Origin of the sequence: Nocardioides turkmenicus, assembly GCF_011045035.1 — a bacterium.
Lineage (GTDB): Bacteria > Actinomycetota > Actinomycetes > Propionibacteriales > Nocardioidaceae > Nocardioides > Nocardioides turkmenicus.
Genome location: NZ_JAALAA010000013.1, coordinates 56960 through 79908, shown reverse-complemented (window position 1 = coordinate 79908; position 22949 = coordinate 56960). Strand labels below are relative to the sequence as shown.

The window sequence follows — 22949 nt, the reverse complement described above, 5'->3', positions numbered from 1 at the left end:
CCGGCCGGTCGGCCACTTCGCGCGACCCGCACGACCCTCGCATGCCCGGCACAATCAGAGAGGCCCTCACAGTGAATCGAAGAAGTGGCGCACCCGGCGCGCCCCGGATGGCGGCGACCGTGGTCGCGGCCGCAATGCTCGCCACGGCGCTGCAGACGGCCACACCGGCCTCGGCGGCGGCACCTCCGAAGCCGCCCTCGGACGCGAAGCTGGCCGCCGAGCCCGCCCGCCACGAGGCGACGCAGGAGCAGTTCTACTTCGTGCTGCCCGACCGGTTCGCCAACGGCGACACCTCCAACGACAAGGGCGGCCTGACCGGCTCGCGGCTGTCGACCGGGTTCGACCCGACCGACAAGGGCTTCTACCAGGGCGGTGACCTCCAGGGTCTCACCGAGCGCCTCGACTACATCAAGGGCCTCGGCACCACCGCGATCTGGATGGCGCCGATCTTCAAGAACAAGCCCGTCCAGGGCGAGGGTGCGAACGCCTCGGCCGGCTACCACGGCTACTGGATCACCGACTTCACCCAGGTCGACCCGCACTTCGGCACCAACGAGGATCTCGAGACGCTCGTCGACGAGGCCCACGCCAAGGGCATGAAGGTCTTCTTCGACGTCATCACCAACCACACCGCCGACACCGTCAACTACGCGGAGAAGAAGTACGGCTACCGCCCCAAGGGCGCCTTCCCCTACCTGGATGCCGAGGGCCGCCCGTTCGACGACGCCGATCCCGCCTCGGATCGTGTGAAAGTCGATGGCGACTCGTTCCCCTACACCCCGGTCAACACCGGCGAGATGGTGCCGTCCTGGCTCAACGACCCGACGCTCTACCACAACCGCGGTGACTCCACCTGGGAGGGCGAGTCGACCACCTACGGCGACTTCAGCGGCCTGGACGACCTGTGGACCGAGCGCCCCGAGGTCGTCGAGGGGATGAAGAAGATCTACCAGCGCTGGGTCCGCGACTTCGACATCGACGGCTTCCGCATCGACACCGTCAAGCACGTCGACCTGGACTTCTGGACCGAGTGGGCGACCGCACTGGACGCCTACGCCGCCGAGCAGGGGCGCGAGGACTTCTTCATGTTCGGCGAGGTCTACTCCGCCGACACCGACGTCACCTCGCCGTACGTCACCCGCGGCCGCCTCGACTCCACCCTGGACTTCCCGTTCCAGGACGCCGCCCGCGCGTACGCCTCGCTCGGCGCCCCGGCCGACCGGCTCGCAGGGGTCTTCGCCGACGACTACAAGTACGCCACCGACAAGGCCAACGCCTACGAGCAGGTCACGTTCCTCGGCAACCACGACATGGGCCGGATCGGCACGTTCCTTCGAGCCGACCACCCGGACGCGAGCGACGCCGAGCTCGTCCAGCGGGCCCGGCTCGCCAACGAGCTGATGTTCCTCTCCCGCGGCAACCCGGTCGTCTACTACGGCGACGAGCAGGGCTTCACCGGCGCCGGCGGCGACAAGGACGCTCGCCAGACGCTCTTCGCGTCCGAGACTGCCGACTACCTCGACGACGACCAGCTCGGCACCGACCGCACCCATGCTGCCGACGCGTACGACACCAGCCACCCGATCTACACCGCCATCGCCGCGCTGGCGAAGGTCCGCAAGGACCACCCGGCCCTGACCGACGGCGCCCAGAAGGAGCTGCACGCGGAGGGCTCCGTCTACGCGTTCTCCCGCACCGGCGATGACCGCGAGTACGTGGTCGCGGTCAACAACGCGACCGAGCCGAAGACCGTCAGCCTGCCCGTCGAGTCGGCGTCCTTCGAGACGATCTACGGCGGCGAGGCCACCGCAGCGTCCGTCGGCGGCGAGATCGAGGTGACCGTCCCGGCCCTGTCCTCCGTCGTGCTGCGCGCCGAGTCCGAGCTCCCCGACGCCGGCGCGAGGCCCACGCTGACGCTGACCGCCCCCGAGGCCGGTGCCACCGGCACGGTCACGCTCTCCGCCGACCCGGGGGAGACCGACGGCGCCCGCGTCGTCTTCGCCGCCCAGATCGGCAACGGGAAGTGGCGCACTCTCGGCTCCGTCGACCACGCGCCCTACAAGATCACCCAGTACGTCCCCGCGGCCGTGGCCGAAGGCACTGCTCTGCGCTACAAGGCCGTGGTCGTCGACCGTGACGGACGCACCGCGAGCGACCTCGCCGAGACCACGGCCGGGAAGGCTCCCGAGGCGGAGAACCCGAGCGCCGTCGACCGCGACTACGCGGTCGTGCACTACCGGCGCGCCGACGGCGACTACACCGGCTGGACGCTGCGAGCCGGCGACCAGAGCGGCGAGTTCAGCGGCCGCGACGCCTACGGTGCCTTCGCCTGGATCAAGCTCCCCGACGGCGCGTCCTCGGTGACGTACACGGTCGAGAAGGACGGCGCCACGGACGGCACCGAGCAGACGATCGACCTCGCCGAGACCGGCGAGGTCTGGGTCGAGGCCAGCGGCGACGGTCAGCTGACCACCAGGCCCGACGGCGTCTACCCGGCGCCGGACACGTCCAAGGCCGTCATCCACTTCCACCGTCCCGACGGCGACTACGACGGCTGGGGCCTGCACACCTGGACCGGCGCCGCGAGCCCGACCGAGTGGTCCAAGCCGCTGCAGCCCACCGGCAAGGACGCGTACGGCGTCACCTTCGAGGTGCCCCTCGTCGACGGCGCGACCTCGCTCAACTACATCGTCCACAAGGGCGACGAGAAGGACATCCCCAACGACCGCTCGCTCGACCTGACGACGTACGGCCACGAGGTGTGGCTCAACTCCGGCGACACCGGCTACCTGCTGCCGTCCGTCGGCTCGGCCCCCGAGCTCGATCTGACGAAGGCGCACGCGCAGTGGATCGACGAGACCACCGTCGTGCTGCCGGAGGAGAAGGCGAGCGGGTCGGCACTGTCCACGCAGCTGGTCTACGACCGCGACGGCGGCATCACCGTCGAGGACGGTGCGCTCAGCAGCGAGGGCCGCTGGCTGCGGCTCCAGCCCGCGTCGCTGACCGACGAGCAGGAGGCACGGTTCCCGCACCTGAAGGAGTACGCCGCGTTCACCGTCGACACCCGTGATCGTGACCGGATCCGCGAGGCCCTCGCCGGCCAGGTCGTGCTCACCCAGCGCATCGGCAACGGCGCCCTGGTCACCGGCACCGGCGTCCAGACGCAGGGCATCCTCGACGACCTCTACGCCGAGAAGGCGGAGAAGGCGTCGCTCGGGCCGGTGTTCAAGGGCGGCAAGGCCACGCTGTCCGTGTGGGCGCCGACCGCCCACGACGTGAAGCTCGAGCTGGGCGACAGGACCGTGCCGATGCGCCGCGACCACGCCAGCGGCGTCTGGTCGGCGACCGGCTCTGCCGCGGCCTGGCGCGGCAAGGAGTACCGCTACGTCGTGACGGTCTGGGCGCCGAGCGTGCAGAAGCTCGTCACCAACAAGGTCACCGACCCCTACTCGGTCGCGCTCACCGCCGACTCCGAGCGCAGCCTCGTCGCCGACCTCGGCGACGGATCGCTCGCCCCGAAGGGCTGGTCGACGCTGAAGAAGCCCGAGGCCGTGGCCTTGAAGGACGCCCAGATCCAGGAGCTCCACATCCGCGACTTCTCCATCGAGGACGCGACCAGCGACCACCCGGGCCGCTACCTCGCCTTCGCCGACAAGGACAGCGACGGCGCCAAGCACCTGCGGAAGCTCGCCGAGTCCGGCACGTCGTACGTCCACCTGCTTCCGGCCTTCGACATCGCCACGATCCCGGAGCGGAAGTCCGACCAGACCACCCCCGACTGCGACCTCGAGTCCTATGCGGCCGACAGCGAGAAGCAGCAGGAGTGCGTCGCCGCAGCGGCGGCCCGGGATGCGTACAACTGGGGCTACGACCCCTACCACTACACCGTCCCGGAGGGCTCCTACGCCACCGACCCGGACGGCGCCGACCGGACCGTTGAGTTCCGGCAGATGGTGAAGTCGCTCAACGAGGACGGCCTGCGGGTCGTGATGGACGTGGTCTACAACCACACCACCAGCAGCGGCCAGGCGAAGACGTCCGTGCTCGACCGGATCGTGCCCGGCTACTACCAGCGGCTCCTCGCCGACGGCTCCGTCGCCACCTCCACCTGCTGCGCGAACACCGCGCCGGAGAACGCGATGATGGGCAAGCTCGTCGTCGACTCGATCGTCACATGGGCCAAGGACTACAAGATCGACGGCTTCCGCTTCGACCTGATGGGCCACCACCCCAAGGCCAACATGCTGGAGATCCGCAAGGCCCTCGACGCCCTCACCCTCGAGAAGGACGGCGTCGACGGGAAGAGCATCATCCTCTACGGCGAGGGCTGGAACTTCGGCGAGATCGCCGACGACGCCCGCTTCGTGCAGGCCACCCAGAAGAACATGGCCGGCACCGGCATCGCCACGTTCAGCGACCGGGCCCGGGACGCCGTACGCGGTGGCGGCCCGTTCGACGCCGACCCCGGTGTCCAGGGCTTCGCGAGCGGTCTCTACACCGACCCGAACTCCTCGGCCGCGAACGGCACCGAGGCGGAGCAGCGGGCGCGGCTGCTGCACTACCAGGACCTGATCAAGGTCGGGCTCTCCGGCAACCTCGCCGACTACTCGTTCACCGACACGAACGGTCGCCAGGTGAAGGGCGCCGAGGTCGACTACAACGGCTCGCCGGCCGGCTACGCGGACGAGCCCGGCGACGCGCTCGCCTACGCCGACGCCCATGACAACGAGTCCCTCTACGACGCGCTCGCCTTCAAGCTGCCCGCGTCCACCAGCACCGCGGACCGCGCTCGGATGCAGGTGCTCGCGATGGCGACCGCCGCGCTCTCCCAGGGGCCGGCGCTCTCCCAGGCCGGCACCGACCTGCTGCGCTCGAAGTCGCTGGACCGCAACTCCTACGACTCCGGCGACTGGTTCAACGCGATCCACTGGGACTGCGAGGACGGGAACGGCTTCGGGCGGGGGCTGCCTCCGGCGGCCGACAACAAGGACAAGTGGCCGTACGCCAAGCCGCTGCTCGCGGAGGGGAACGTCCCCGGCTGCCCGGAGATCGAGGGTGCCTCGGCGGCTTACCAGGAGCTGCTGAGGATCCGTACGGACGAGGCTGCCTTCCACCTGGCCACGACCGCCCAGGTCCAGGAGAAGCTGTCGTTCCCGCTCTCGGGGAAGGAGGAGACGCCGGGCGTCATCACGATGCGCCTCGGCGACCTCGTGGTCGTCTTCAACGCGACCACGCAGACGCAGCAGCAGAGGATCACGGAGGCCGAGGGCGCCGGCTACCGCCTGCATCCGACGCAGGCCGACGGCTCCGACGAGGTCGTGAAGTCGTCCGCCTTCGACTCGGGATCCGGCACCTTCACGGTTCCCGCGCGGACGGTGGCGGTCTTCACCCGCTGACCCGAGAAATGGACGCGGCCCCGGCTCTTCGAGCCGGGGCCTGCGGCTTCCTGCCGGAAGCTGGGCGTCAGATCAGGACGGGCTGTTGCCGAAGACAGCGCCGACCACCACGAGTGCGATGACGACCAGGGCGGCGACGACCATGAGGCCGGCCGGGCTCCGGAAGTCGAACATAGGGATTCCTTTCGGCTAGTACGGCGACAGGCGTCGAGTGGGGACCGATGGCCTGCGGACGCGTCGGAAGCCAGGCACTGGCGATGTCCGCGGCGTCGCGTATACATAACCAGCCGAGCTCGCGATGCGCGTAGGGCACAAAGTCCCAAGTTTTACCGAAGTCATTCACGTTCGAAGGGATATGTGATATGGCAACAGTTCGCTCGATGGGCGTCTCCACAGACTAGCCGTACGCCCCTGCCGGCCGGGCACCGGTCCGACCTGAGACGCCGAGGCTGTGAGCCCCATCACCGAGGTCGGGGCGTCCTGGTGCGGTCACAGTCCGGCGGCGTGCCGGCCGGCCCGCCGTCCGAAGTACGAGCCGTCGCCCAGCTGCATGCCGGAGGCATAGCCCTTGGCGTCCTGGGCGAGGTTGGCCGCACAGGCGCCGGCGGCGTAGAGACCGGCGATCGCGGAGCCGTCCTCGCGGCGTACCTGTCCGTCGACCGTGGTCGCCAGACCGCCCATCGTGAAGCCGGCGTACATCGCCTTGCCGAGGGAGAGGTCGTAGGCGCCCCACGGGCCGGTGTCCTGCGGCTCGGTCCACTCGGGTGCCTTGTGGAGCTCCGGGTCATCGCCGTCGGCGGCGTGGGTGTTGTAGGAGGTCAGCGTCTCGTTCAGCGCCTCGAAGGGGACCCCGAGCCCCGCCGCCATCTCCTCGACCGTCTCCCAGCCGTCGATGAACGGGCACAGCGGCATCGTCGGATGCTCGATGTGGGCCGAGTCGACGATCAGGAAGGCCGCTGCGTCCGGCTGCTCCATGACGAAGGCGGCGGTACGCGCGTGGTAGGAGTCCTCCGCCACGAACCGCTTGCCGTGCTTGTTGACGATGATGCCGGTCAGCAGGATCGAGGGTGGGTAGAAGGGCGCGGTCTGGAACGGCTCGTCCATGAACCGCCAGCGGCCGCCCGCCGACGCGCCCAGGCGCAGCCCCAGGCCGTCGTCGTAGGTCGAGGCCAGGGGGAAGAGCTTCTCGCCGAGCCGGGGCGTGTGCTCGGCGACCATGTCGGCGTTGCCGACGAAGCCGCCGGCGGCGAGGATCACCGCGTTGGCGCGGATCGCGCCGCGCTCCTCGAAGCGGCGCCAGGCCAGGCCGACGACCCGGCCGTCTTCGATCACCAGGTTGGTGGCACCGGTCTCGTAGCGGATCTGGGCGGTGGTCTCGGCCAGGCGGTCGGCCATCCGGTCCACGACCAGCTTGGCTCCGCCGGTGTCGCCCGGGACCGGCACCTTGTGGCCACGCGGCGCGGGGACGGCGAGGTCGCGGAAGGGGTGGACCTTCTCGTTGCCGGTGTACATCAGCCCCTCGGTGCCGGGCTGGATCACCGCCTTGCCGGGCCAGAAGGAGCGCTCGAACTCGAAGCCCAGCGCCTCGAGCCAGTCGAAGTGCTCGACCGAGTCGTCGCAGTAGGCCCGGATCTTGTCGTCCTCGGGCTCCTTGGAGACGGCGTGGATGTAGTTGAACATCTCCTCGGGTGAGTCCTCGATCCCGGTCGCCTTCTGCACCGCCGTCCCGCCGCCGAGGTAGAAGTGGCCACCCGCCATCGCCGAGGTGCCGCCGGGCTCCGCCGCGCGCTCCAGGAGGATCGTACGGGCTCCTGCGCGGGCTGCCTCCAGTGCCGCGGCCCCACCGGCCACGCCGAAGCCGACCACGACCACGTCGGTCTCCTCCGACCAGCCGCCGAAGCGCTCCGCGACGTCGGCGGGGGAGAGTACGTCGGGCAGTGCTGTCCCGCTCATGCTGCCGCCCTCCCGTGTAACACGTCGTTCGTAGGACTATCCGGTCGTTCGAGTAGGGCGAGTAGTCCTACGAACAGCGTGTTACAGCTGTTTCGGCCCGCGCCGCTCATCGCACCTCCTCGCTTCGCTCGGTCGCTCCCTCGCTCGGCGCGAGCGGACGAGCAAGCTCGCCGCTCGACCTCGCTCCGGTCGCCTCCACGTAGCAGTCGGCGAGGACCGGTGCGCCGTCGCGGGCCGGATCTTCGGACGAGATCGTGGCCCTGACCAGGATCCTGGGCTCCTCGTCCCAGGCCTCGATCGAGATCGTCTCGCCGGGGAAGACGATCCCGGCGAACCGGGCACCGAAGCCGGCGACGCGGGTCGCGTCACCGTCCAGCAGCAGCCCGGTCGCCTCGCGCAGCACGATCCCGTAGGAGCACAGCCCGTGCAGGATCGGCTTGGGGAAGCCGGCCTTCGCGGCGAAGGCGGGGTCGGCGTGCAGCGGGTTGCGGTCGCCGCACAGCCGGTAGAGCAGCGCCTGCTGCTCCGTCACGTCGTACGCAGCGACAGCATCGGGCGCGCGGTCGGGAACCGGCACCGACGTGGACGGTCCGCGTTCACCGCCGAAGCCGCCCTCGCCGCGTACGAAGATCGAGCTTCTGACGGTCCACAGCGGGTCGCCGCCGGGGGTGGTGGCGACCCCCTCCTGGACGATGACGGCAGCCTTGCCCTTGTCCCAGACCTCCGCGATCCGGGTCGAGACGACGGCCTCGCCGGAGGTGGGGATCGGGCCGTCGACGCGGATCTCCTGGGAGCCGTGGAGCACCGCGGCCAGGTCGATGTCGCAGCCGGGCAGGTCGAGCGACGGCGGCTCGGTGACGTGGAAGGTCGGTGCCACGACGCCGAACGACGGAAGCACGGTCAGCGCCTCGGAGTCGAGCGTGTAGCGCAGCGCGGCCGGGTCGGTCGCGTCACCGGGACGCGAGCCGGCGCCGATGCCGAGGTGGTAGAGCAGCACGTCGGAGGAGGTCCACGAGAACGACTGCGACGGCAGCGAGGCGCCGATGGCCTTGGTCGGGTCGATGGGCATCAGTTGTCCTCCTCGGTCGAGACGGCGCAGTCCTCGGCGGCCAGGTAGCCGAAGACCAGGGCGGGGCCGATGGTGGCGCCGGGGCCGGCGTAGGTGCGGCCCATGACGGCGGAGGAGACGTTGCCGGCGGCGTACAGGCCCTCGATGGCGGAGCCGTCGGGCCGCAGGACGCGGGCGCGCTCGTCGGTGACCAGGCCGCCCTTGGTGCCGAGGTCGCCGGGGGCCATCTTGACCGCGTAGAAGGGCGCCTGGTCGATGACGTTGAGCGAGCAGTTCGGCGTGACGGTGGGGTCGGAGTAGTACTTGTCGTAGGTGGACTCGCCGCGGTGGAAGTCCTCGTCGACGCCTGACCTGGCGAACCCGTTGAAGCGCTCCAGGGTCTCGCGGAGCCCGTCGACGGGCACCTCGATCTTCTCCGCGAGCGCTTCGATCGTCGACGCCTTCACGACGACCCCGCTCTTGAGCCAGCGTCCCGGGAACGGCTGGCCGGGGCCGAGCCCGGCGAAGATGTAGCGGTTGCGGTAGCGCTGGTCGAAGACCAGCCAGGCCGGGACGTGGGAGACACCCGTCTCTTGACCGCGATAGATCTCGTGCACGGCCTCGACGTAGGGGAGCGCCTCGTTCATGAACCGCTTGCCGGCGCCGTTGACGATGATCGAGCCGGGCAGGTTGCGCTCGGCGAGCGCGAACCACGGGCGGCCCGGGAACGGGATCGTCGGGCCCCACCAGGACTCGTCCATCAGGTCGGTGTCCGCGCCGGCCGCGATCCCGGCGAGGATGCCGCCGCCGGTGTTGGAGAAGGCGCCGGTGGTCCACTCGACCGAGGTCGGGGCGGGCAGATACTTCTCGCGCATCTCCAGGTTCCGCTCGAACCCGCCGGAGCCCAGGATCACGCCGCGCCGCGCCCGGATCACGCTCGTCGGACCGGACTCCCCGTGGCGCACCTCGACGCCCACGACGCGACCACCCTCGGTGACCAGGCCGACGAGCTCGGTCTCGTAGCGGACGGGGACGCCGGCGTCCATGAGCCCCTTGCGCAGGGCGATCGCGAGCGCCGCGCCCATGGCGTACATCTTCCTGCCGAGCAGGCCGGCGAGGATCCGGGCGACGGCGATCTTGACCATCGTGATCGGGCCCCGGATGGTGCGCATGCCGAGGCTGATCTTCCGGAAGTCGGCCTGGGTGACGACCATGTTGGCCGGCGACTTGGTGTAGGGCGGGTGCAGCCGGTCGAGCTCGGAGCCGATGATCCGGGCATCCAGCGGGACCGGCTCGACGGAGCGGCCCGCGCCGCGGCCGCCGGGTGCCTCGGGGTGGTAGTCGGCGTAGTCGGGCACCCATGTGAACCGCACCGGGGTCTTCTCGCACACGAACGAGAGCACCTCGGGGCCGCGGTCGAGGAAGGTCTCGCGGCGCTCGGCCGGGACGACGTCGCCGACGATCGACTCGAGGTAGAGGCTGGCGGCCTCGGGGGAGTCCTTCTGGTGTGCGGCCTGGAGGGCGTGGTTGCGCGGGATCCACACGCCGCCTCCGGAGCGGGACGTCGAGCCGCCGAAGTAGGCGCTCTTCTCGACGACGACGGTCTCGAGCCCGTGGCGTCGGGCTGCAGCCAGTGCGGCGGTCATCCCGGCACCCCCGGCGCCGACGACGACGACGTCGTACGTCTCCTCGCCGTCGGCCGCCTCGGTCTTCGACTTCTCCATGGTGCTCCTCAACCTCGCCTGTCCCATAACTGAAACACGTTCTACCATAGACGACAGTCCGGGAAACACGCCCAGGGACTCGACAAAACTGAAACGTGTTCTAGTATTGACCCATCGGCAGCGCGCGGACCGCGCCGGCCGACGACATCTGGGACACCATGCAGGAAGGCAGAGCGGTGAGCGAACCGACACAGCGCCCCCACAAGGACGCACAGACCGTCAGGGACGGGGTGCAGGACCTGCTGCCCACCATCCGGGAGCGCGCCGAGGGGACCGAGCGCCTGCGGGTCGTGCCCGAGTCGAGCGTGAAGGAGCTGGAGGAGGTCGGCTTCTTCAAGCTGCTGCAGCCGGCCCGGTTCGGCGGGCTCGAGGCCGACCCGGTCGACTTCTACACCTGCGTACGCGACATCGCCTCCGCGTGCGGCTCGACCGGCTGGGTCTCCAGCGTCCTGGGCGTGCACCCGTGGCAGATCGCGCTGTTCGCCGACGAGGCCCAGCAGGCGGTCTGGGGCGAGGACCCCGACACCCGGGTCTCCTCCTCCTACGCACCGATGGGCAAGGCCTCGTTGACCGAGGGCGGCTTCAACCTCTCCGGACGCTGGTCCTTCTCCTCCGGCTGTGCCCACGCCACCTGGGTGCTGCTCGGCGGCCTCGTCTTCAACGAGGAGGGCCAGGTGGTCGACTTCCGTACGTTCCTGGTGCCCCGGGAGCGCTACGAGATCGTCGACGTCTGGAACGTCGTGGGCCTGGCCGGCACCGGTTCCAACGACATCGTGGTCGAGGACGTCTTCGTCCCGGAGGCGTTCACGCTGTCGATGGCCGAGACCGGACGCTGCAAGGGTCCCGGCCAGGAGGTCAACACCGGTGATCTCTACAAGCTGCAGTTCCACTCGCTGTTCACCACCACGATCACCACGCCCATCATCGGGATGGCCCGCGGCGCCTACGAGGAGCACGTGGCGATGCAGCAGAACCGGGTCCGCGCCTCCTACGGCGAGAAGGCGTCCCTGGACCCGTTCGCCGCGGTCCGGGTGGCGACCGCGTCCTCCGACATCGACGCCGCCTGGGCGCTGCTGATGAACAACATCCGCGAGCAGCAGGCCTACGTCGCCCGCGGCGAGAAGATCCCGATCGCCCAGCGGCTGCGGATCCGCCGCGACCAGGTCCTCGGTACGCAGCGGGCGATCGACGCGATCGACCTGCTGTTCGAGGCCTCCGGCGGCCGGGCCCTGGCCAACGGCACCCCGCTCCAGCGCGCCTGGCGCGACGCCCACGCCGGCCGCGTCCACGCCGCCAACGACCCCGAGCGCGCGCTGCAGATGTACGGCGCCTCGGAGTTCGGGCACAAGGTCGACCCGGGGATGTACTGATGACGCTCTCCAAGGACGACGTCGCGCACGACGTCGCGATCAAGACCGAGGCGGCGGGGGAGATCTCGCTGCGCTACTACGACCTGGGATCGGGCGACGAGGACCGGCTGCCGCTGGTGATGCTGCACGGTGGTGGCCCCGGGGCCTCGTCGTGGTCCAACTTCGGCTCCGCGCTGGAGGGCTTCGCGGCCGACTTCCGCACGATCCTCGTCGACCAGCCCGGCTTCGGCGCCTCGGACAAGCCGGAGGTGGTGGGCAACTACTACCGCTTCGCCGGCGACGCGGTGATCGCGCTCCTCGACGAGCTCGGCCTCGAGAAGGTGCACCTGCTCGGCAACTCGCTCGGCGGCGGGACCGCGATGCGGATCGCGCTGACGTACCCGGACCGGGTCGGCAGGCTGGTGCTGATGGGGCCGGGCGGGCTCTCGCTCAACCTCTTCCATGCCGACCCGACCGAGGGCGTACAGCGCCTGATGGACTTCTCCGGCAACCCCACCCGCGAGGCGCTGAAGGCGTTCATCTCGACCATGGTCGTCAACCAGAAGCTGGTCACCGACGAGCTGGTCGAGGAGCGGTTCGCCGACGCGACCGCGCCCGGCGCACGCGAGGCGATGGCGTCGATGGGGTGGTCGTTCTACAACCCGGAGACCGCCGAGGACGGCATGCTCTGGCGCGAGGCGCACCAGCTCAAGCACCACACCCTGCTCACCTGGGGACGCGAGGACCGGGTCAACCCGCTCGACGGCGCGTTCCCCGCCCTGAAGCTGATCCCCAAGGCGCAGCTGCATGTCTTCCCGCGGTGCGGGCACTGGGCACAGATCGAGGCCGCGGACGAGTTCCGCGAGATCGCGGTTTCGTTCTTGAAGAGGCACAAGGAGCGTACTGCCGAGGAGAAGCGATGAGCATCGACATCAAGTCCATGGGCTACGTACGCGTCGCCAGCACCGACCTGGAGGCGTGGCGTACGTTCGCGGAGAAGGTCCTCGGTCTGATCACGGCGAAGGGGCCGAACCCGGAGCACCTCTACTACCGCATCGACGAGGTTTCGGCCCGGCTCGTGATCGAACCCGGCGACCACGACCAACTCAGCTGCGTCGGCTGGGAGGTCGCCGACCACACCGCGCTGGGGCAGGCCCGCGAGCACCTGGAGAAGTCAGGTGTCGAGGTGGAGGAAGGCACGCCCGAGGAGCTCGCCGAGCGCCGGGTGCAGGAGATGCTGCGCTTCCGCGACCCGTTCGACAACGTCTTCGAGCTCTTCCACGGCATCACCTACGAGCGCCGCCCCGCGGTCTCGCCCTACGGCCACACCTTCGTCACCGGCGACCAGGGGATGGGCCACGTGGTGATCCCGGTCAGCGACGACGTACAGGCGCTGGAGTTCTACCGCGATACCCTCGGGTTCCGGCTGCGTGACTCGATGAGCATGCCCGGCGAGTTCGCCGGCAAGGAGCCCGGCACCAAGATCTGGCTGCGCTTCCTCGGGATCAACCCGCGCCACCACTCGCTGGCCTTCCTGCCGTTCCCCAACGACTCCAAGTGCGTCCACATCATGCTCGAGGTCGACAAGCTCGACGACGTCGGCCGGGCGCTGGAGCGGGTCAAGAAGTACGGCGCGAAGCTGTCGGCAACCCTGGGCCGCCACATGAACGACGAGATGGTCTCCTTCTACGTGAAGTCGCCGGGCGGGTTCGACATCGAGTTCGGCACCGAGGGGCTCCAGGTCGACGACGAGAAGTGGGTTGCCCGGGAGTCCACGGCCGTCTCGTACTGGGGCCACGACTTCGGCGTAGGCCAGTGATCGGGTATGCGTATAGAGGTGCCTGATGGGATGTCTCCCGATGCCGCCGAGAGCTGGCCGCATCCGGAGCTGATCGAGTCCTTCCACGGTCGCTTCGACTTCGAGGCGCCACCGTCTCCGCCGGAGACCCCTGCGGACGCCGAGGCGGACGCCCGGTTCCGTACGGTGCTGGGCCGGTTCGCCTCCGGGGTCACCGTGATCACGGCGCAGACCGCGGAAGGGCCGGTCGGGATGACCTGCCAGTCGTTCTCCTCGGTGTCGCTGCGGCCACCGCTGATCCTGTTCGCGCCCACCAAGTCCTCGCGCGCCTGGGCCCGGATCCGCCGGGCGGGACACTTCTCGGTCAACATCCTCGCCGCCGGCCAGGAGGCGGTCTCCAACCAGTTCGCCTCGCGAGCGGTCGACAAGTACGCCGACATCTCCTGGACCCCGTCGGCCCACCACGGCGACCCGCACCTGTCCGGCGCGGTCGGCTACCTCGACTGCGCCGTCCACTCGGTCCACGAGGAGGGCGACCACTACCTCGTCGTCGGTCGTGTCCTCGACCTCGAGGAAGGCACCGCCACCGAGCCGCTGCTCTTCTTCCGCAGCAACTACCGCGAGCTGGGCTGAGGCGGGCCCGTCAGGGGAGCTCGTCGAGGCGGCGGATGGCGTCGGCCTCGTCGGGGTCGGGGGTGGCCTCGTCGAGGAATGCCCGGGTGACCTCGACCGCGACATCGGGCGCGAGCCGCTTGAGGCTCATCGCGAGGACGTTGGCGTCGTTCCACAGCCGCGCCCCGCGGGCGATCCAGGGTTCCCAGGCGAGGGCGGCGCGTACGCCGGGGACCTTGTTGGCGGCGATCGCCGTGCCGGTGCCGGTCCAGCACATCACCACCCCGACGTCGGCGCGGCCCTCGACGACGGCTCGGCCGATGCCGGCGCCGAGGTCGAGCCAGGAGTCGGTGTCGACGACCTCGACCTCGCCGCGCTCCCGCAGCTCCGCGAGCACGGCTCGGGTCGTCTCGTTCTCGTCGTCGCTTCCGAAGGCGATCCGCATGGTGTCGAACCTACCGCCGTCCTCAGGCGTGCGTGGCCGGTCCGCCGGGTCCGGTCAGTTTCGCGCTGGGCTGGTCCTTGAGACTGGTGGTGAGCTCCCAGGTGCGCTCGTAGCCGGTGTGGGCGATGCGCCAGCCCTGCGGCGTACGCACGTAGCGGTCCTCGTAGAACGCGGCGCCCTCGAGGGCGAACTCGAAGGCCGGGGCGAAGACCTTGTCGTAGAGGTACCAGCGGCCGGTGGCGGCGTCGCCGTCGACGGCGATCTCGGGGTGGTGGAGGTGGTGCATCGTGATGATCTCGGCCGGCAGGTTGGTACGCATGTAGTCGACAAGCTCGCCGGGGGAGCCGAAGGAGAGCCCGGCGTAGTCGGCGGTCGCATCATCGCTGAAGCAGCCGGCGAACTCGTCCCACTGCTTGGTGTCGAGGAGGCGTACGTAGCGGTACTTGAGCTGCTCGATCTCCCTGATGTCACTCATGGCCCGAGCATAGTAGAACGTGTTCTATAAATGGGTGGCCTTTGTCGTGCCGTTCCGCCGCCGGTCGGCCGTACGTCACGACAAGGACCGCCGCCGAGGTGCAGGATCGCGGTGTGGACGGGATGGTCGAGCTGCGCGCGCGGCGCGCGGCACTGCTGGCGAACCCGCGGCTGACCTGGGTCTTCGGTGCCGACGACCCGGGAGTCGTGATGCGGGAGGCATGGGCCGGCGAGCTGCGGCTGCGGATCCACGTCCCGCAGGCCCGGCCGGCCCCTGTCGAGGGATGGCCGATCGTGCTGGCGTTCCACGGTGGTGGTTGGTGCTGGGGCTCGCCCGAGCAGTCGCGTTGGATGGCCGGGCGGATCGCCGCCCGAACCGGAGCCGTCGTCGTCGCGCCGGCCTACCGGCTCGCTCCGGAGCATCCCTACCCGGCTGCTGTCGAGGACTGCTGGACGGTACTGACGTGGGTGACGACGCACGCCGCCGACCTGGGTGCGGATGCCGGCCGGATCGCGGTGCTGGGCGACAGTGCGGGCGGGACGCTGGCGGCTGTCATGGCGCTCCGCGCCCGCGACGAGGGCGGACCGCAGGTCCGCGGCCAGGTGCTCATCTACCCGCTCGTCGACCTCGTCGGCCTGCGCGGGCCAGGATTTGGCGGGATCGTAAAGCACTACCTCGGCGGTGACGGGTCGCGCGCTGAGGAGTGGGCGGCCTCGCCGCTGCGCGCGGCGTCCCACGCTGGCCTGCCGCCGGCCCTTATCCTCACCGCCCGGTTCGACCCGCTCCGCCGGCATGCCGAGCGCTACGCCGAGGTGCTGCGTACGGCTGGGGTGGAGGTCGCCGTGCACAGCCCCACCCTGGCGACCCATGCCTATCTCACCCTGCCCGGGATCTCGCCCGCTTCCCGCGCCGGCCTGACTCGCGTGGTGACTTTCCTCGACCAGGTGCTGGTCAGCAAATGACGCCGACTCGGCGCGTCTGTCCCACGTGAGAATGCCGAGTCGGCGCAACTGTCTCGGGGAAGAGCGCCGAGTCGGCGCAACTGCTCCGAGCGCTCGGGACATTCGCGCCGAGTGGGCGCCGAAGTCTGGGACAGATGCGCCGACTCGGCGACGGGTGGTGGGACAGTTGCGCCGGGTCGGCGGTCAGGTGAGGTTCAGGCGGGTGGCGAGCTTGTCGAGGTAGGTGAGTACGCCGGCGGGTTCCGTGTCGGGGACGCCCCAGATCAGCTCGTCGGCGACGGACCACTCGGCCAGATCCTCGGGCGTGGGGCGCCTAGCGACCAGCACCCGGACCTCGGGCTTGCCCTCGCGTCCGGCCGACTCCCACTCGTCCTGCAGCGCTTTGACCTTGTCGCCGATACCGGCCTCGGTCGGGGTCGACATCCAGCCCTCGGCGTTGCGGGCGATCCAGCGGAATGTCTTGGGGCCGCCGCCGGCGCCGACGATCGTCGGGATCCGCCCCTGCGGCGGCTTCGGGTAGGCCCAGGAGGGACCGAAGGAGACGAACTCGCCGTCGTAGGCGGCCTCCTCCTCGGTCCACAGGGCGCGCATCGCCTCGAGGTACTCCTTCAGCGCGGTGCGCCGGCGGTCGCCGGGGATGCCGTGGTCGGCGAGCTCGTCGGTGTTCCAGCCGAACCCGACGCCGAGCGACACCCGGCCGCCGGAGAGGTGGTCGAGGGTCGCGATCGCCTTGGCGAGGGTGATCGGGTCTGACTCGACCGGCAGTGCGACCGCGGTCGAGAGCCCGATCCGCGAGGTGACCGCGGCGCAGGTGCCCAGCGTCACCCAGGGGTCGAGCGTACGCAGGTAGCGGTCGTCGGGAAGCTCGGTGCCGCCGGTGGGGTGCAGGGCGTCGCGGCGTACCGGGATATGGGTGTGCTCGGGCACGTAGAACGTGTCGAAACCGCGCTCCTCGGCGGCGGAGGCGAGCTCGGCGGGCGCGATGCCGCGGTCCGAGGTGAACAGGACGATGCCATGGCGCATGACACAACACTAGAACGTGTTCTAGTGTTTGCGGAAGGGATCACCGGGAGAGAGAAGTGAACATGGAAGCCGACTACATCGTCGTGGGAGCGGGGAGCGCGGGATGTGCCACCGCCCGCAGGCTGGCCGAGAGCGGTGCCAGCGTGATCGTGATCGAGGCGGGCTCCAAGGACACCGCCTTCGGGATCAAGAACCTGCTCGAGCTCCCCGGTGCGGTCGCCGCGATGCTATCCACCCCGCGGCTGAAGAAGCTCGTCGACTGGGGGTACAAGTCGGTCCCGCAGAGCGCCGCCCTCGACCGGGTCATCCCGATGACCCGTGGCAAGGTGCTCGGTGGCTCCTCGTCGATCAACGGCATGCTCTGGGTGCGCGGAAACCGCCAGAACTTCGACGACTGGGCCGCCGATGGTGCGACCGGGTGGTCCTATGACGACGTTCTCCCCGCCTTCAAGCGGATGGAGGACTTCGAGGGCGGCGCCGACGAGTTCCGCGGCGAGGGCGGGCCGGTGAAGGTGCGCTACCAGAAGGACCTCACCCCGGCTGCCCAGACGTGGCTCGACGAGGCGCCCAAGCGGCTCGGGGTGAGCGCGCTCGACGACTACAACGGCAAGGTGCAGGAGGGCGTCGGCGTCGTCCAGCTGTCTGCGTCCGAGGGACGCAGATACTCCGCCTCGAAGGCCTACCTGCGCGAGAACCCGCTGGACAACTTGCTGATCCTCACCAAGGCGCAGGTCACCCGGGTACGCATCGAGGGATCGCGCGCGACCGGCGTCGAGGTGGTCGGCGCGGACGGGGAGAAGCAGACGATCCGGGCGACCCGCGAGGTCGTCGTCTCGGCCGGCGTGTACGGCTCGCCGCACCTGCTGATGCTCTCCGGCATCGGCCACGCCGACCACCTCCGCGACCACGGCATCCAGGTCCACGCCGACCTCCCGGTCGGCGACAACTTCCACGACCACCTCTTCGTGCCGGTCTCCTTCCGGATGGACTCGGCGCTGCGGCGGCCCACGCCGGCGTACTTCGCGGCCGGCTTCGCCAAGTCGCGGCTCACCCGCAAGGGCTGGGCAGCCGGCTCGCAGTTCGAGGCCTTCGGTTTCGTACGCAGCGCCCTGGCCGGCCAGGTCCCCGACCTGCAGCTGCACGTCCTCTACTGGGTCTACCCGTTCCCGAACCAGGACGGCGAGAAGGCGATCCGGCCACCGACGAACAAGCCCGGCCTGTGCATCCTGCCGACGCTGATCTACCCCGAGAGCCGAGGCACCGTACGTCTGGCCAGCGCCGACCCGCTGGCCCACCCGCTGCTCGACCCGGCGTACCTGAAGGCGGGCAAGGACACCGAGGTGCTCCTCGACGGGATCGCGAAGGTCCGCGAGATGATGGTCGGCCTCGGCGACAACCAGGGCGAGATCACACCCGGTCCCGACTATGCGGGCGCCGAGGCGACCCGTGAGCTGCTGCCCAACATCGTGCACAGTGTCTACCACGGTGTCGGCACCTGCCGGATGGGATCGGACGAGCGCGCGGTGGTCGACCCGTCCCTGCGGGTACGAGGCATCGACGGCCTGCGGGTCGCCGACGCGAGCGTGATGCCGTCGATCACCGGCGGCAACACCAACGCACCCGCGATCATGATCGGGGAACGCGCCGCCGACCTGATCCTGGGGGTGGCCTGATGTCCGACCTGCTGCTGAGCGAGGACCGTGACCGGGTTCGTACGCTGACCCTCAACCGCCCCGAGCAGCTCAACGCCTTCAACCAGGCGCTCTACGTCGCGCTCGCCGAGGCGCTGCGCGCGGCCGACGAGGACCCGGAGGTGGCCGTGGTGCTGCTGACCGGGACCGGGCGCGCGTTCTCGGCAGGCACCGACCTGGTCGAGATGAAGGAGACCGCCTCGGGTGTCGGCGGGGCCACGGAGGACGGCGCCTCGCACGGGTTCGTCGGCCTGCTCGACTCCCTGGTGGCCTTCTCGAAGCCGTTGGTCGTCGCGGTCAACGGGCTCGGGCTCGGCATCGGCGCGACCCTCCTCGGGTATGCCGACCTTGTGCTCGCCTCCACCGCGGCGAGGTTCAAGACGCCGTTCACCACCCTCGGGGTCGCGCCGGAGGCGGCGTCGAGCTTCCTGTTCCCGCGGCTGATCGGCCGGCAGAACGCCGCCTGGATGCTGCTGTCGGGGGAGTGGATCGGCGCCGAGGAGGCGCATGAGATGGGGCTCGTGTGGCGTGTCACCGAGCCTGACGATCTCCTCGCCGCCGCCTGGGCTCACGCCGCGACGCTCGCGACGCGCCCGATCAGCAGCCTGGTCGCGGTCAAGGAGACGATGACGGCATCGCTGCGCCCGGGGATCGAGGCCGCCCGGGAGCTGGAGAACGCCAAGTTCGCCGAGCTGCTCGGCGGGCCCGCCAACATGGAGGCGCTGGTCGCCTTCGCCGAGGGGCGCGAGCCCGACTTCACCAGGCTTCCGCCGGGGGTCTGAACGAGCCGGCGCGGGTCAGTGGGATCGGTGTGGCCGGTGGTCGAAGCTCCCGTACCGGTCGCTGCCGTCCAGGTTGTGCTTGCGCTCCATCTCGGTGAGATCGCGCTCGATCTGGCGGCCGCGACGCCGGTCGAGGAACGCGGCGATCAGCATCAGGACGGTCCAGAACACGATCATCCCGATCGTGACCGCGATGACTGCGCTGTTCATCGGTGATCAGCTCCTCTGTGGTGGCTCTATCTGCTCGTGGCCAGGTCCGCCGGGACCGGGCTCGGCGCTGAGCATGATGTGGTCGACGATCTCGAGCCCGGTGTCGTGCTCCCGGACGACCTCGATGACCGTGGCCCGGCGCTCCTCGGAGGCCACCTCGCCGGAGACGACGAGGTGGTCGCCGCGTACCTGGACCCGGATGCCCAGCTCGTTGGTGCGTGGGTCGGTCGCGATGTCGCGCTCGAGATCTCGTGCAAGCTGTTCGTTCATGCCGACCTCCTGGGGACGACGTCGTAGACGCGGAACGCTGCCTGGATCACGGGTTGGGCGACGTTGCGTACGGGCACCCCGGCCGGGGTGAGGCCCTTCTCTCGTCCGGCGTGGGCGTGGCCGTGGAGAGCCAGGTCGACGCCGGTCTCGTCGATCGCCTCGCCGAGCCGGTAGTTGCCGAGGAACGGCCAGATCTCCTTCGGCTCCCCGACCAGGGTCTCGTCGACGGGAGCGAAGTGGGACAGGGCGACGGTCACGTCGGGCTCGTCGCCGAGGTCGTCGAGGGCTTTGCGCAGCACGTCGGCGGTCTCGATGCCATGGCTCGTGAAGGCCTTCATCTGCGGCTCTCCGAAGTCGGCCGCGGAGCGGCCGAGGAAGCCGAGACAGAAGCCCTTGACCCCGGCGACGCCGAGCCGGCCGGCGTCCGTGTCGAGGGTGGTCGAGGTGCCCTCGAGCACGGTCATCCCGCGGTCCTCCAGCAGCCGGGTGATGTCCCGTTCGGCTCCGGAGTGGTAGTCGTGGTTGCCGAGCACGACAAGGACGGGTACATCGGCGGCGCCGAACTCGTCGGCGAACGCCTCGGCCTCCTCGAGCGTCCCGTGCTGGGTGAGGTCGCCGGCGACCAGAAGCGCGTCGGCCTCCTCGGAGATGCCCTCGAGCAGCGGTGCATAGCGTCCTCGCAGGTCGTCAGCGAGATGTACGTCGCCGACGGCTGCCACACGAATCGGATCAGGCATCGTCACCTCCCACGATGTCGAGTGCGTCCAGTAAGCCGAGCGCGGCCTGCGCGAACGGGCTCCGCTTCGCCTCCTGCCGCACCAGCTGCCAGTCGATCTGCTCGCGCAGCGCCCGGGCGCTGCCGAGGATCGGAGAGATGTCGCAGGCGTGCTCGCTCAGTGCGAGCATGCGCGAGACCACCAGGTCCGTCGCCGACATGACGGGCATCATCACGGAGTCGACCGGCAGATCGGTGCACCGCACCAGCAGGCCCTCGTCGACCGGTCCGGTCGGCAGCCGGTGGATCAGGTCGACGACCACGGTGTCGCGACCGACCTTCACCAGCCAGTCCTCGGGGGCGGCGACCGACTCCATCCCGTTCTCGAGCAGCGCCTGCACGGCCTCGTCGACGCAGTCCTCGGGCAGGACGAAGTCGACGTCGTGAGTGCTCTCGGGCCCGCCACGGGTCCAGACCGCGTACCCGCCGGCCAGCGCGAACGGGATCTCGGCGGCCTTCAATGTCGCGCCGACCCGCTTGAGTACTTCGCGTTGTCGCTGGAGCTCCTCGCCCAGCACGTCAGTTCTCGGCATGCCTGTGCGGTACCCCGGATCAGTCCTGATCACCCCTTGCCCAAAACGAGAACGTGTTCTAATCTGGACACGTGTCCAGCGCAACGAGCACCCGGCAGGCGGAGACGGTCGAGCGACTCTTCGCCGCCGGCCTGGAGGAGCTGCGTGAGGTCGGGCACGAGGCACTGACGATCCGCTCGGTCGCCGCCAGGGCGGGAGTCTCCTCGGCGACGGCGTACACCTACCTCGCGTCCAGGAGCCACCTCTTCGCCGAGCTCTTCTGGCGCCATCTCACCGAGGCGCCGGGGCCGGCGACGGGTGGGTCGCGCGCGGAGCGGGTCCAGGAGGCCGTACGCGGCCTGACCACGCGGATCGCCGAGGAGCCCGCGCTCGCGGCCGCGGTGACACCGGCCCTGCTGGGCAGTGACGCCGACGTCGCGCGGCTGCGCCTGCGGATCGGGGCCGAGTTCGCCGCGCGGTTCGAGGCGGCGCTCGGCGACGGCGCCGAGGAGGCCGTGCGTGAAGCGCTGCTCCTCGCCTTCTCGGGTGCGCTGCTGCAGGCGGGGATGGGCCTGATGACCTACGACGAGATGGCCGACCGGCTCGCCCCGGTCGTCGCCGTGATCGTCCGCGAGCGCCGTATCGAGCCTGTCGAGATGGAGTGAGATGACCAGCACCACCACCGAGATCTTCGACCCCTACGACTACGACTTCCACGAGGACCCCTACCCGGTCTACACCCGGCTGCGGGACGAGGCGCCGCTCTACCACAACGCCACCGACGACTTCTGGGCGCTGTCCCGGCACGCCGACGTGCACGCCGCGGTCAAGGACGACGTGACCTTCTCCAACCGGATGGGGGTCTCGCTCGACGCCAGCGCCTGGAATCCCGGCGCCCATCGGGTGATGTCGTTCCTCGCCCTGGACGGCGCCGCGCAGACCCGGCTGCGCAAGCTGGTCTCGGCCGGCTTCACGCCCCGGCGGGTCCGCGAGCTGACCCCGCAGATCCAGGCTCTTGCCGACCACTACCTCGACAAGCTGGCCGCGGTGTCCGCGGACGGTGGCGAGGCGGACTGGATCGCCGAGCTCGCCGGCAAGCTCCCGATGGACGTCATCTCGGAGATGATGGGCGTCCCCGCCGCCGACCGCGACGAGGTGCGGCGGCTGGCCGACCTGGTGGTGCACCGGGAGGACGGCGTACGCGACGTGCCGGAGGCCGGGATGACGGCTGCGCTGGAGCTGATCGGCTACTACTCGGAGATGGTCGCGCGGCGGCGCCGGCAGCCGAGCGACGACCTCACCTCGGCGCTCGTCGCGGCCGAGGTCGACGGCGACCGGCTGCTCGACCACGAGGTGATCGCGTTCCTGTTCCTGATGGTCGTGGCCGGCAACGAGACCACCACCAAGCTGCTCGGTAACGCGCTCTTCCACCTCGGCGCCCACCCCGCGCAGCTCGCCGACGTCTTCGCCGATCTCGGGGACTCCGCGTTGGTCGGCTCGTGGATCGAGGAGACCCTGCGCCACGACACGTCCAGCCAGATGCTCGCGCGCTACGTCGCTCAGGACGTCGAGCTCCACGGCCAGGTCGTCCCCGCCGGATCGAAGCTGCTCGTCCTGCTCGGGTCCGCCAACCGCGACGAGCGGGTCTTCACCGCGCCGGACGTCTTCGACGTCCACCGCCCGGCCGACGAGCTCGGCAGGATCATGAGCTTCGGCGTCGGCCGGCACTTCTGCCTCGGTGCCAACCTCGCCCGTCTCGAGGCCCGGGTCGTGCTGACGGAGCTGGTGCGGCGTACGTCGGGGTTCGAGGTCCACGCCGACCGCGCCGTCCGGGTGCACTCCACGAGCGTGCGCGGGTTCGCCGAGCTGCCGGTCACGCTCTCCTGGAGGGCGCGATGAGCGCCGTGGATGTTCACCGAGGTAC

Annotated in this window: 20 protein-coding genes; 10 read left to right on the top strand and 10 right to left on the bottom strand. The window is 70.1% G+C overall.

The window, feature by feature from the left end; all coding sequences use genetic code 11:
• The first annotated feature begins 71 nt into the window (after positions 1-71).
• Entirely contained in the window at positions 72-5396 is a 5325-nt protein-coding gene (gene pulA / locus G5C66_RS16190; protein ID WP_338144200.1) for a pullulanase-type alpha-1,6-glucosidase, read from the top strand.
• 489 nt (positions 5397-5885) lie between these two features.
• Here the strand turns inward: pulA and G5C66_RS16185 are convergent, their stop codons facing one another.
• The 3 genes from G5C66_RS16185 to kstD all read right to left on the bottom strand — a co-directional run bounded on the left by G5C66_RS16185 (position 5886) and on the right by kstD (position 10121).
• Positions 5886-7349: an FAD-binding protein gene (locus G5C66_RS16185; RefSeq protein ID WP_165111990.1), complete on the bottom strand. Its 1464-nt coding sequence runs from the start codon at positions 7347-7349 to the stop codon at positions 5886-5888.
• Positions 7350-7455: 106 nt separating this feature from the next.
• Positions 7456-8418, bottom strand: a complete 963-nt coding sequence (locus G5C66_RS16180; RefSeq protein WP_241248582.1) for a MaoC/PaaZ C-terminal domain-containing protein — start codon at positions 8416-8418, stop codon at positions 7456-7458.
• A complete protein-coding gene (gene kstD, locus G5C66_RS16175) occupies positions 8418-10121 on the bottom strand; it encodes a 3-oxosteroid 1-dehydrogenase (protein WP_165111989.1) in 1704 nt (567 codons plus the stop codon). The genes G5C66_RS16180 and kstD overlap by 1 nt, the downstream gene beginning before the upstream one ends.
• 176 nt (positions 10122-10297) lie before the next feature.
• Between kstD and hsaA the strand changes: the two genes are divergently transcribed.
• The 4 genes from hsaA to G5C66_RS16155 are packed head-to-tail and all read left to right on the top strand — an operon-like array spanning position 10298 to position 13901.
• Positions 10298-11491, top strand: coding sequence for a 3-hydroxy-9,10-secoandrosta-1,3,5(10)-triene-9,17-dione monooxygenase oxygenase subunit (gene hsaA, locus G5C66_RS16170; protein WP_338144199.1), 1194 nt, complete (start codon positions 10298-10300; stop codon positions 11489-11491).
• Positions 11491-12393: a 4,5:9,10-diseco-3-hydroxy-5,9,17-trioxoandrosta-1(10),2-diene-4-oate hydrolase gene (gene hsaD, locus G5C66_RS16165; protein ID WP_165111987.1), complete on the top strand. Its 903-nt coding sequence runs from the start codon at positions 11491-11493 to the stop codon at positions 12391-12393. Before hsaA ends, hsaD begins: the two co-directional genes overlap by 1 nt.
• Positions 12390-13289 (top strand): iron-dependent extradiol dioxygenase HsaC, encoded by a 900-nt coding sequence (hsaC, locus tag G5C66_RS16160; RefSeq protein ID WP_206444183.1) that lies wholly within the window; start codon positions 12390-12392, stop codon positions 13287-13289. Before hsaD ends, hsaC begins: the two co-directional genes overlap by 4 nt.
• A gap of 30 nt (positions 13290-13319) precedes the next feature.
• On the top strand, positions 13320-13901 hold the full coding sequence (locus G5C66_RS16155) for a flavin reductase family protein (protein ID WP_165111986.1): 582 nt from the start codon (positions 13320-13322) through the stop codon (positions 13899-13901).
• 10 nt (positions 13902-13911) lie between these two features.
• Here G5C66_RS16155 and G5C66_RS16150 read toward each other — a convergent pair whose 3' ends face one another.
• Together G5C66_RS16150 and G5C66_RS16145 are read right to left on the bottom strand one after the other, a co-directional pair.
• Positions 13912-14325, bottom strand: coding sequence for an RpiB/LacA/LacB family sugar-phosphate isomerase (locus G5C66_RS16150; RefSeq protein WP_165111985.1), 414 nt, complete (start codon positions 14323-14325; stop codon positions 13912-13914).
• A gap of 22 nt (positions 14326-14347) precedes the next feature.
• Positions 14348-14800: a nuclear transport factor 2 family protein gene (locus tag G5C66_RS16145; protein ID WP_165111984.1), complete on the bottom strand. Its 453-nt coding sequence runs from the start codon at positions 14798-14800 to the stop codon at positions 14348-14350.
• Between the two features lie 122 nt (positions 14801-14922).
• On the opposite strand from G5C66_RS16145, the gene G5C66_RS16140 reads away from it, so the two are divergent.
• A complete protein-coding gene (locus G5C66_RS16140; RefSeq protein WP_165112052.1) occupies positions 14923-15762 on the top strand; it encodes an alpha/beta hydrolase in 840 nt (279 codons plus the stop codon).
• Positions 15763-15945: 183 nt separating this feature from the next.
• Here the strand turns inward: G5C66_RS16140 and G5C66_RS16135 are convergent, their stop codons facing one another.
• Positions 15946-16785, bottom strand: a complete 840-nt coding sequence (locus G5C66_RS16135; protein ID WP_165111983.1) for an LLM class F420-dependent oxidoreductase — start codon at positions 16783-16785, stop codon at positions 15946-15948.
• A gap of 62 nt (positions 16786-16847) precedes the next feature.
• Between G5C66_RS16135 and G5C66_RS16130 the strand changes: the two genes are divergently transcribed.
• Together G5C66_RS16130 and G5C66_RS16125 are read left to right on the top strand one after the other, a co-directional pair.
• Complete coding sequence (locus G5C66_RS16130) at positions 16848-18458, top strand: GMC family oxidoreductase (RefSeq protein ID WP_165111982.1); 1611 nt, start codon at positions 16848-16850, stop codon at positions 18456-18458.
• Positions 18458-19258 carry an enoyl-CoA hydratase-related protein gene (locus G5C66_RS16125; protein WP_165111981.1) on the top strand — a complete coding sequence of 267 codons (801 nt, stop codon included), beginning with the start codon at positions 18458-18460 and terminating at the stop codon, positions 19256-19258. The genes G5C66_RS16130 and G5C66_RS16125 overlap by 1 nt, the downstream gene beginning before the upstream one ends.
• 15 nt (positions 19259-19273) lie before the next feature.
• On the opposite strand, the gene G5C66_RS16120 is transcribed toward G5C66_RS16125, so the two are convergent.
• From G5C66_RS16120 to G5C66_RS16105, 4 genes are read right to left on the bottom strand one after another with little or no spacing between them, the layout of a single operon-like run.
• Positions 19274-19468, bottom strand: coding sequence for a hypothetical protein (locus G5C66_RS16120; protein ID WP_165111980.1), 195 nt, complete (start codon positions 19466-19468; stop codon positions 19274-19276).
• A gap of 6 nt (positions 19469-19474) precedes the next feature.
• Positions 19475-19738 carry a BON domain-containing protein gene (locus tag G5C66_RS16115; RefSeq protein ID WP_165111979.1) on the bottom strand — a complete coding sequence of 88 codons (264 nt, stop codon included), beginning with the start codon at positions 19736-19738 and terminating at the stop codon, positions 19475-19477.
• Positions 19735-20475, bottom strand: coding sequence for a metallophosphoesterase family protein (locus tag G5C66_RS16110; protein ID WP_206444182.1), 741 nt, complete (start codon positions 20473-20475; stop codon positions 19735-19737). Before G5C66_RS16110 ends, G5C66_RS16115 begins: the two co-directional genes overlap by 4 nt.
• Complete coding sequence (locus tag G5C66_RS16105; RefSeq protein ID WP_165111978.1) at positions 20468-21046, bottom strand: nucleotidyltransferase family protein; 579 nt, start codon at positions 21044-21046, stop codon at positions 20468-20470. The genes G5C66_RS16110 and G5C66_RS16105 overlap by 8 nt, the downstream gene beginning before the upstream one ends.
• 71 nt (positions 21047-21117) lie before the next feature.
• Here G5C66_RS16105 and G5C66_RS16100 point away from each other — a divergent pair, with 71 nt between their 5' ends.
• Together G5C66_RS16100 and G5C66_RS16095 are read left to right on the top strand one after the other, a co-directional pair.
• The gene (locus G5C66_RS16100; protein WP_165111977.1) at positions 21118-21690 is read left to right on the top strand and encodes a TetR family transcriptional regulator; all 573 of its coding nucleotides are present in this window, start codon (positions 21118-21120) and stop codon (positions 21688-21690) included.
• Position 21691: 1 nt separating this feature from the next.
• Positions 21692-22924 carry a cytochrome P450 gene (locus tag G5C66_RS16095; RefSeq protein ID WP_165111976.1) on the top strand — a complete coding sequence of 411 codons (1233 nt, stop codon included), beginning with the start codon at positions 21692-21694 and terminating at the stop codon, positions 22922-22924.
• The last annotated feature ends 25 nt before the right edge of the window (positions 22925-22949 follow it).

Coding starts and splice junctions, on each gene's coding strand:
- G5C66_RS16095 (WP_165111976.1), top strand. CDS start 21,692: ATGACCAGCACCACCACCGAGATCTTCGACCCCTACGACTACGACTTC.
- G5C66_RS16155 (WP_165111986.1), top strand. CDS start 13,320: ATGTCTCCCGATGCCGCCGAGAGCTGGCCGCATCCGGAGCTGATCGAG.
- G5C66_RS16110 (WP_206444182.1), bottom strand. CDS start 20,475: ATGCCTGATCCGATTCGTGTGGCAGCCGTCGGCGACGTACATCTCGCT.
- G5C66_RS16135 (WP_165111983.1), bottom strand. CDS start 16,785: ATGCGCCATGGCATCGTCCTGTTCACCTCGGACCGCGGCATCGCGCCC.
- G5C66_RS16125 (WP_165111981.1), top strand. CDS start 18,458: ATGTCCGACCTGCTGCTGAGCGAGGACCGTGACCGGGTTCGTACGCTG.
- G5C66_RS16105 (WP_165111978.1), bottom strand. CDS start 21,046: ATGCCGAGAACTGACGTGCTGGGCGAGGAGCTCCAGCGACAACGCGAA.
- G5C66_RS16140 (WP_165112052.1), top strand. CDS start 14,923: ATGGTCGAGCTGCGCGCGCGGCGCGCGGCACTGCTGGCGAACCCGCGG.
- G5C66_RS16130 (WP_165111982.1), top strand. CDS start 16,848: ATGGAAGCCGACTACATCGTCGTGGGAGCGGGGAGCGCGGGATGTGCC.
- G5C66_RS16145 (WP_165111984.1), bottom strand. CDS start 14,800: ATGAGTGACATCAGGGAGATCGAGCAGCTCAAGTACCGCTACGTACGC.
- hsaD (WP_165111987.1), top strand. CDS start 11,491: ATGACGCTCTCCAAGGACGACGTCGCGCACGACGTCGCGATCAAGACC.
- G5C66_RS16185 (WP_165111990.1), bottom strand. CDS start 7,349: ATGAGCGGGACAGCACTGCCCGACGTACTCTCCCCCGCCGACGTCGCG.
- hsaC (WP_206444183.1), top strand. CDS start 12,390: ATGAGCATCGACATCAAGTCCATGGGCTACGTACGCGTCGCCAGCACC.
- G5C66_RS16115 (WP_165111979.1), bottom strand. CDS start 19,738: ATGAACGAACAGCTTGCACGAGATCTCGAGCGCGACATCGCGACCGAC.
- kstD (WP_165111989.1), bottom strand. CDS start 10,121: ATGGAGAAGTCGAAGACCGAGGCGGCCGACGGCGAGGAGACGTACGAC.
- G5C66_RS16120 (WP_165111980.1), bottom strand. CDS start 19,468: ATGAACAGCGCAGTCATCGCGGTCACGATCGGGATGATCGTGTTCTGG.
- G5C66_RS16150 (WP_165111985.1), bottom strand. CDS start 14,325: ATGCGGATCGCCTTCGGAAGCGACGACGAGAACGAGACGACCCGAGCC.
- G5C66_RS16180 (WP_241248582.1), bottom strand. CDS start 8,418: ATGCCCATCGACCCGACCAAGGCCATCGGCGCCTCGCTGCCGTCGCAG.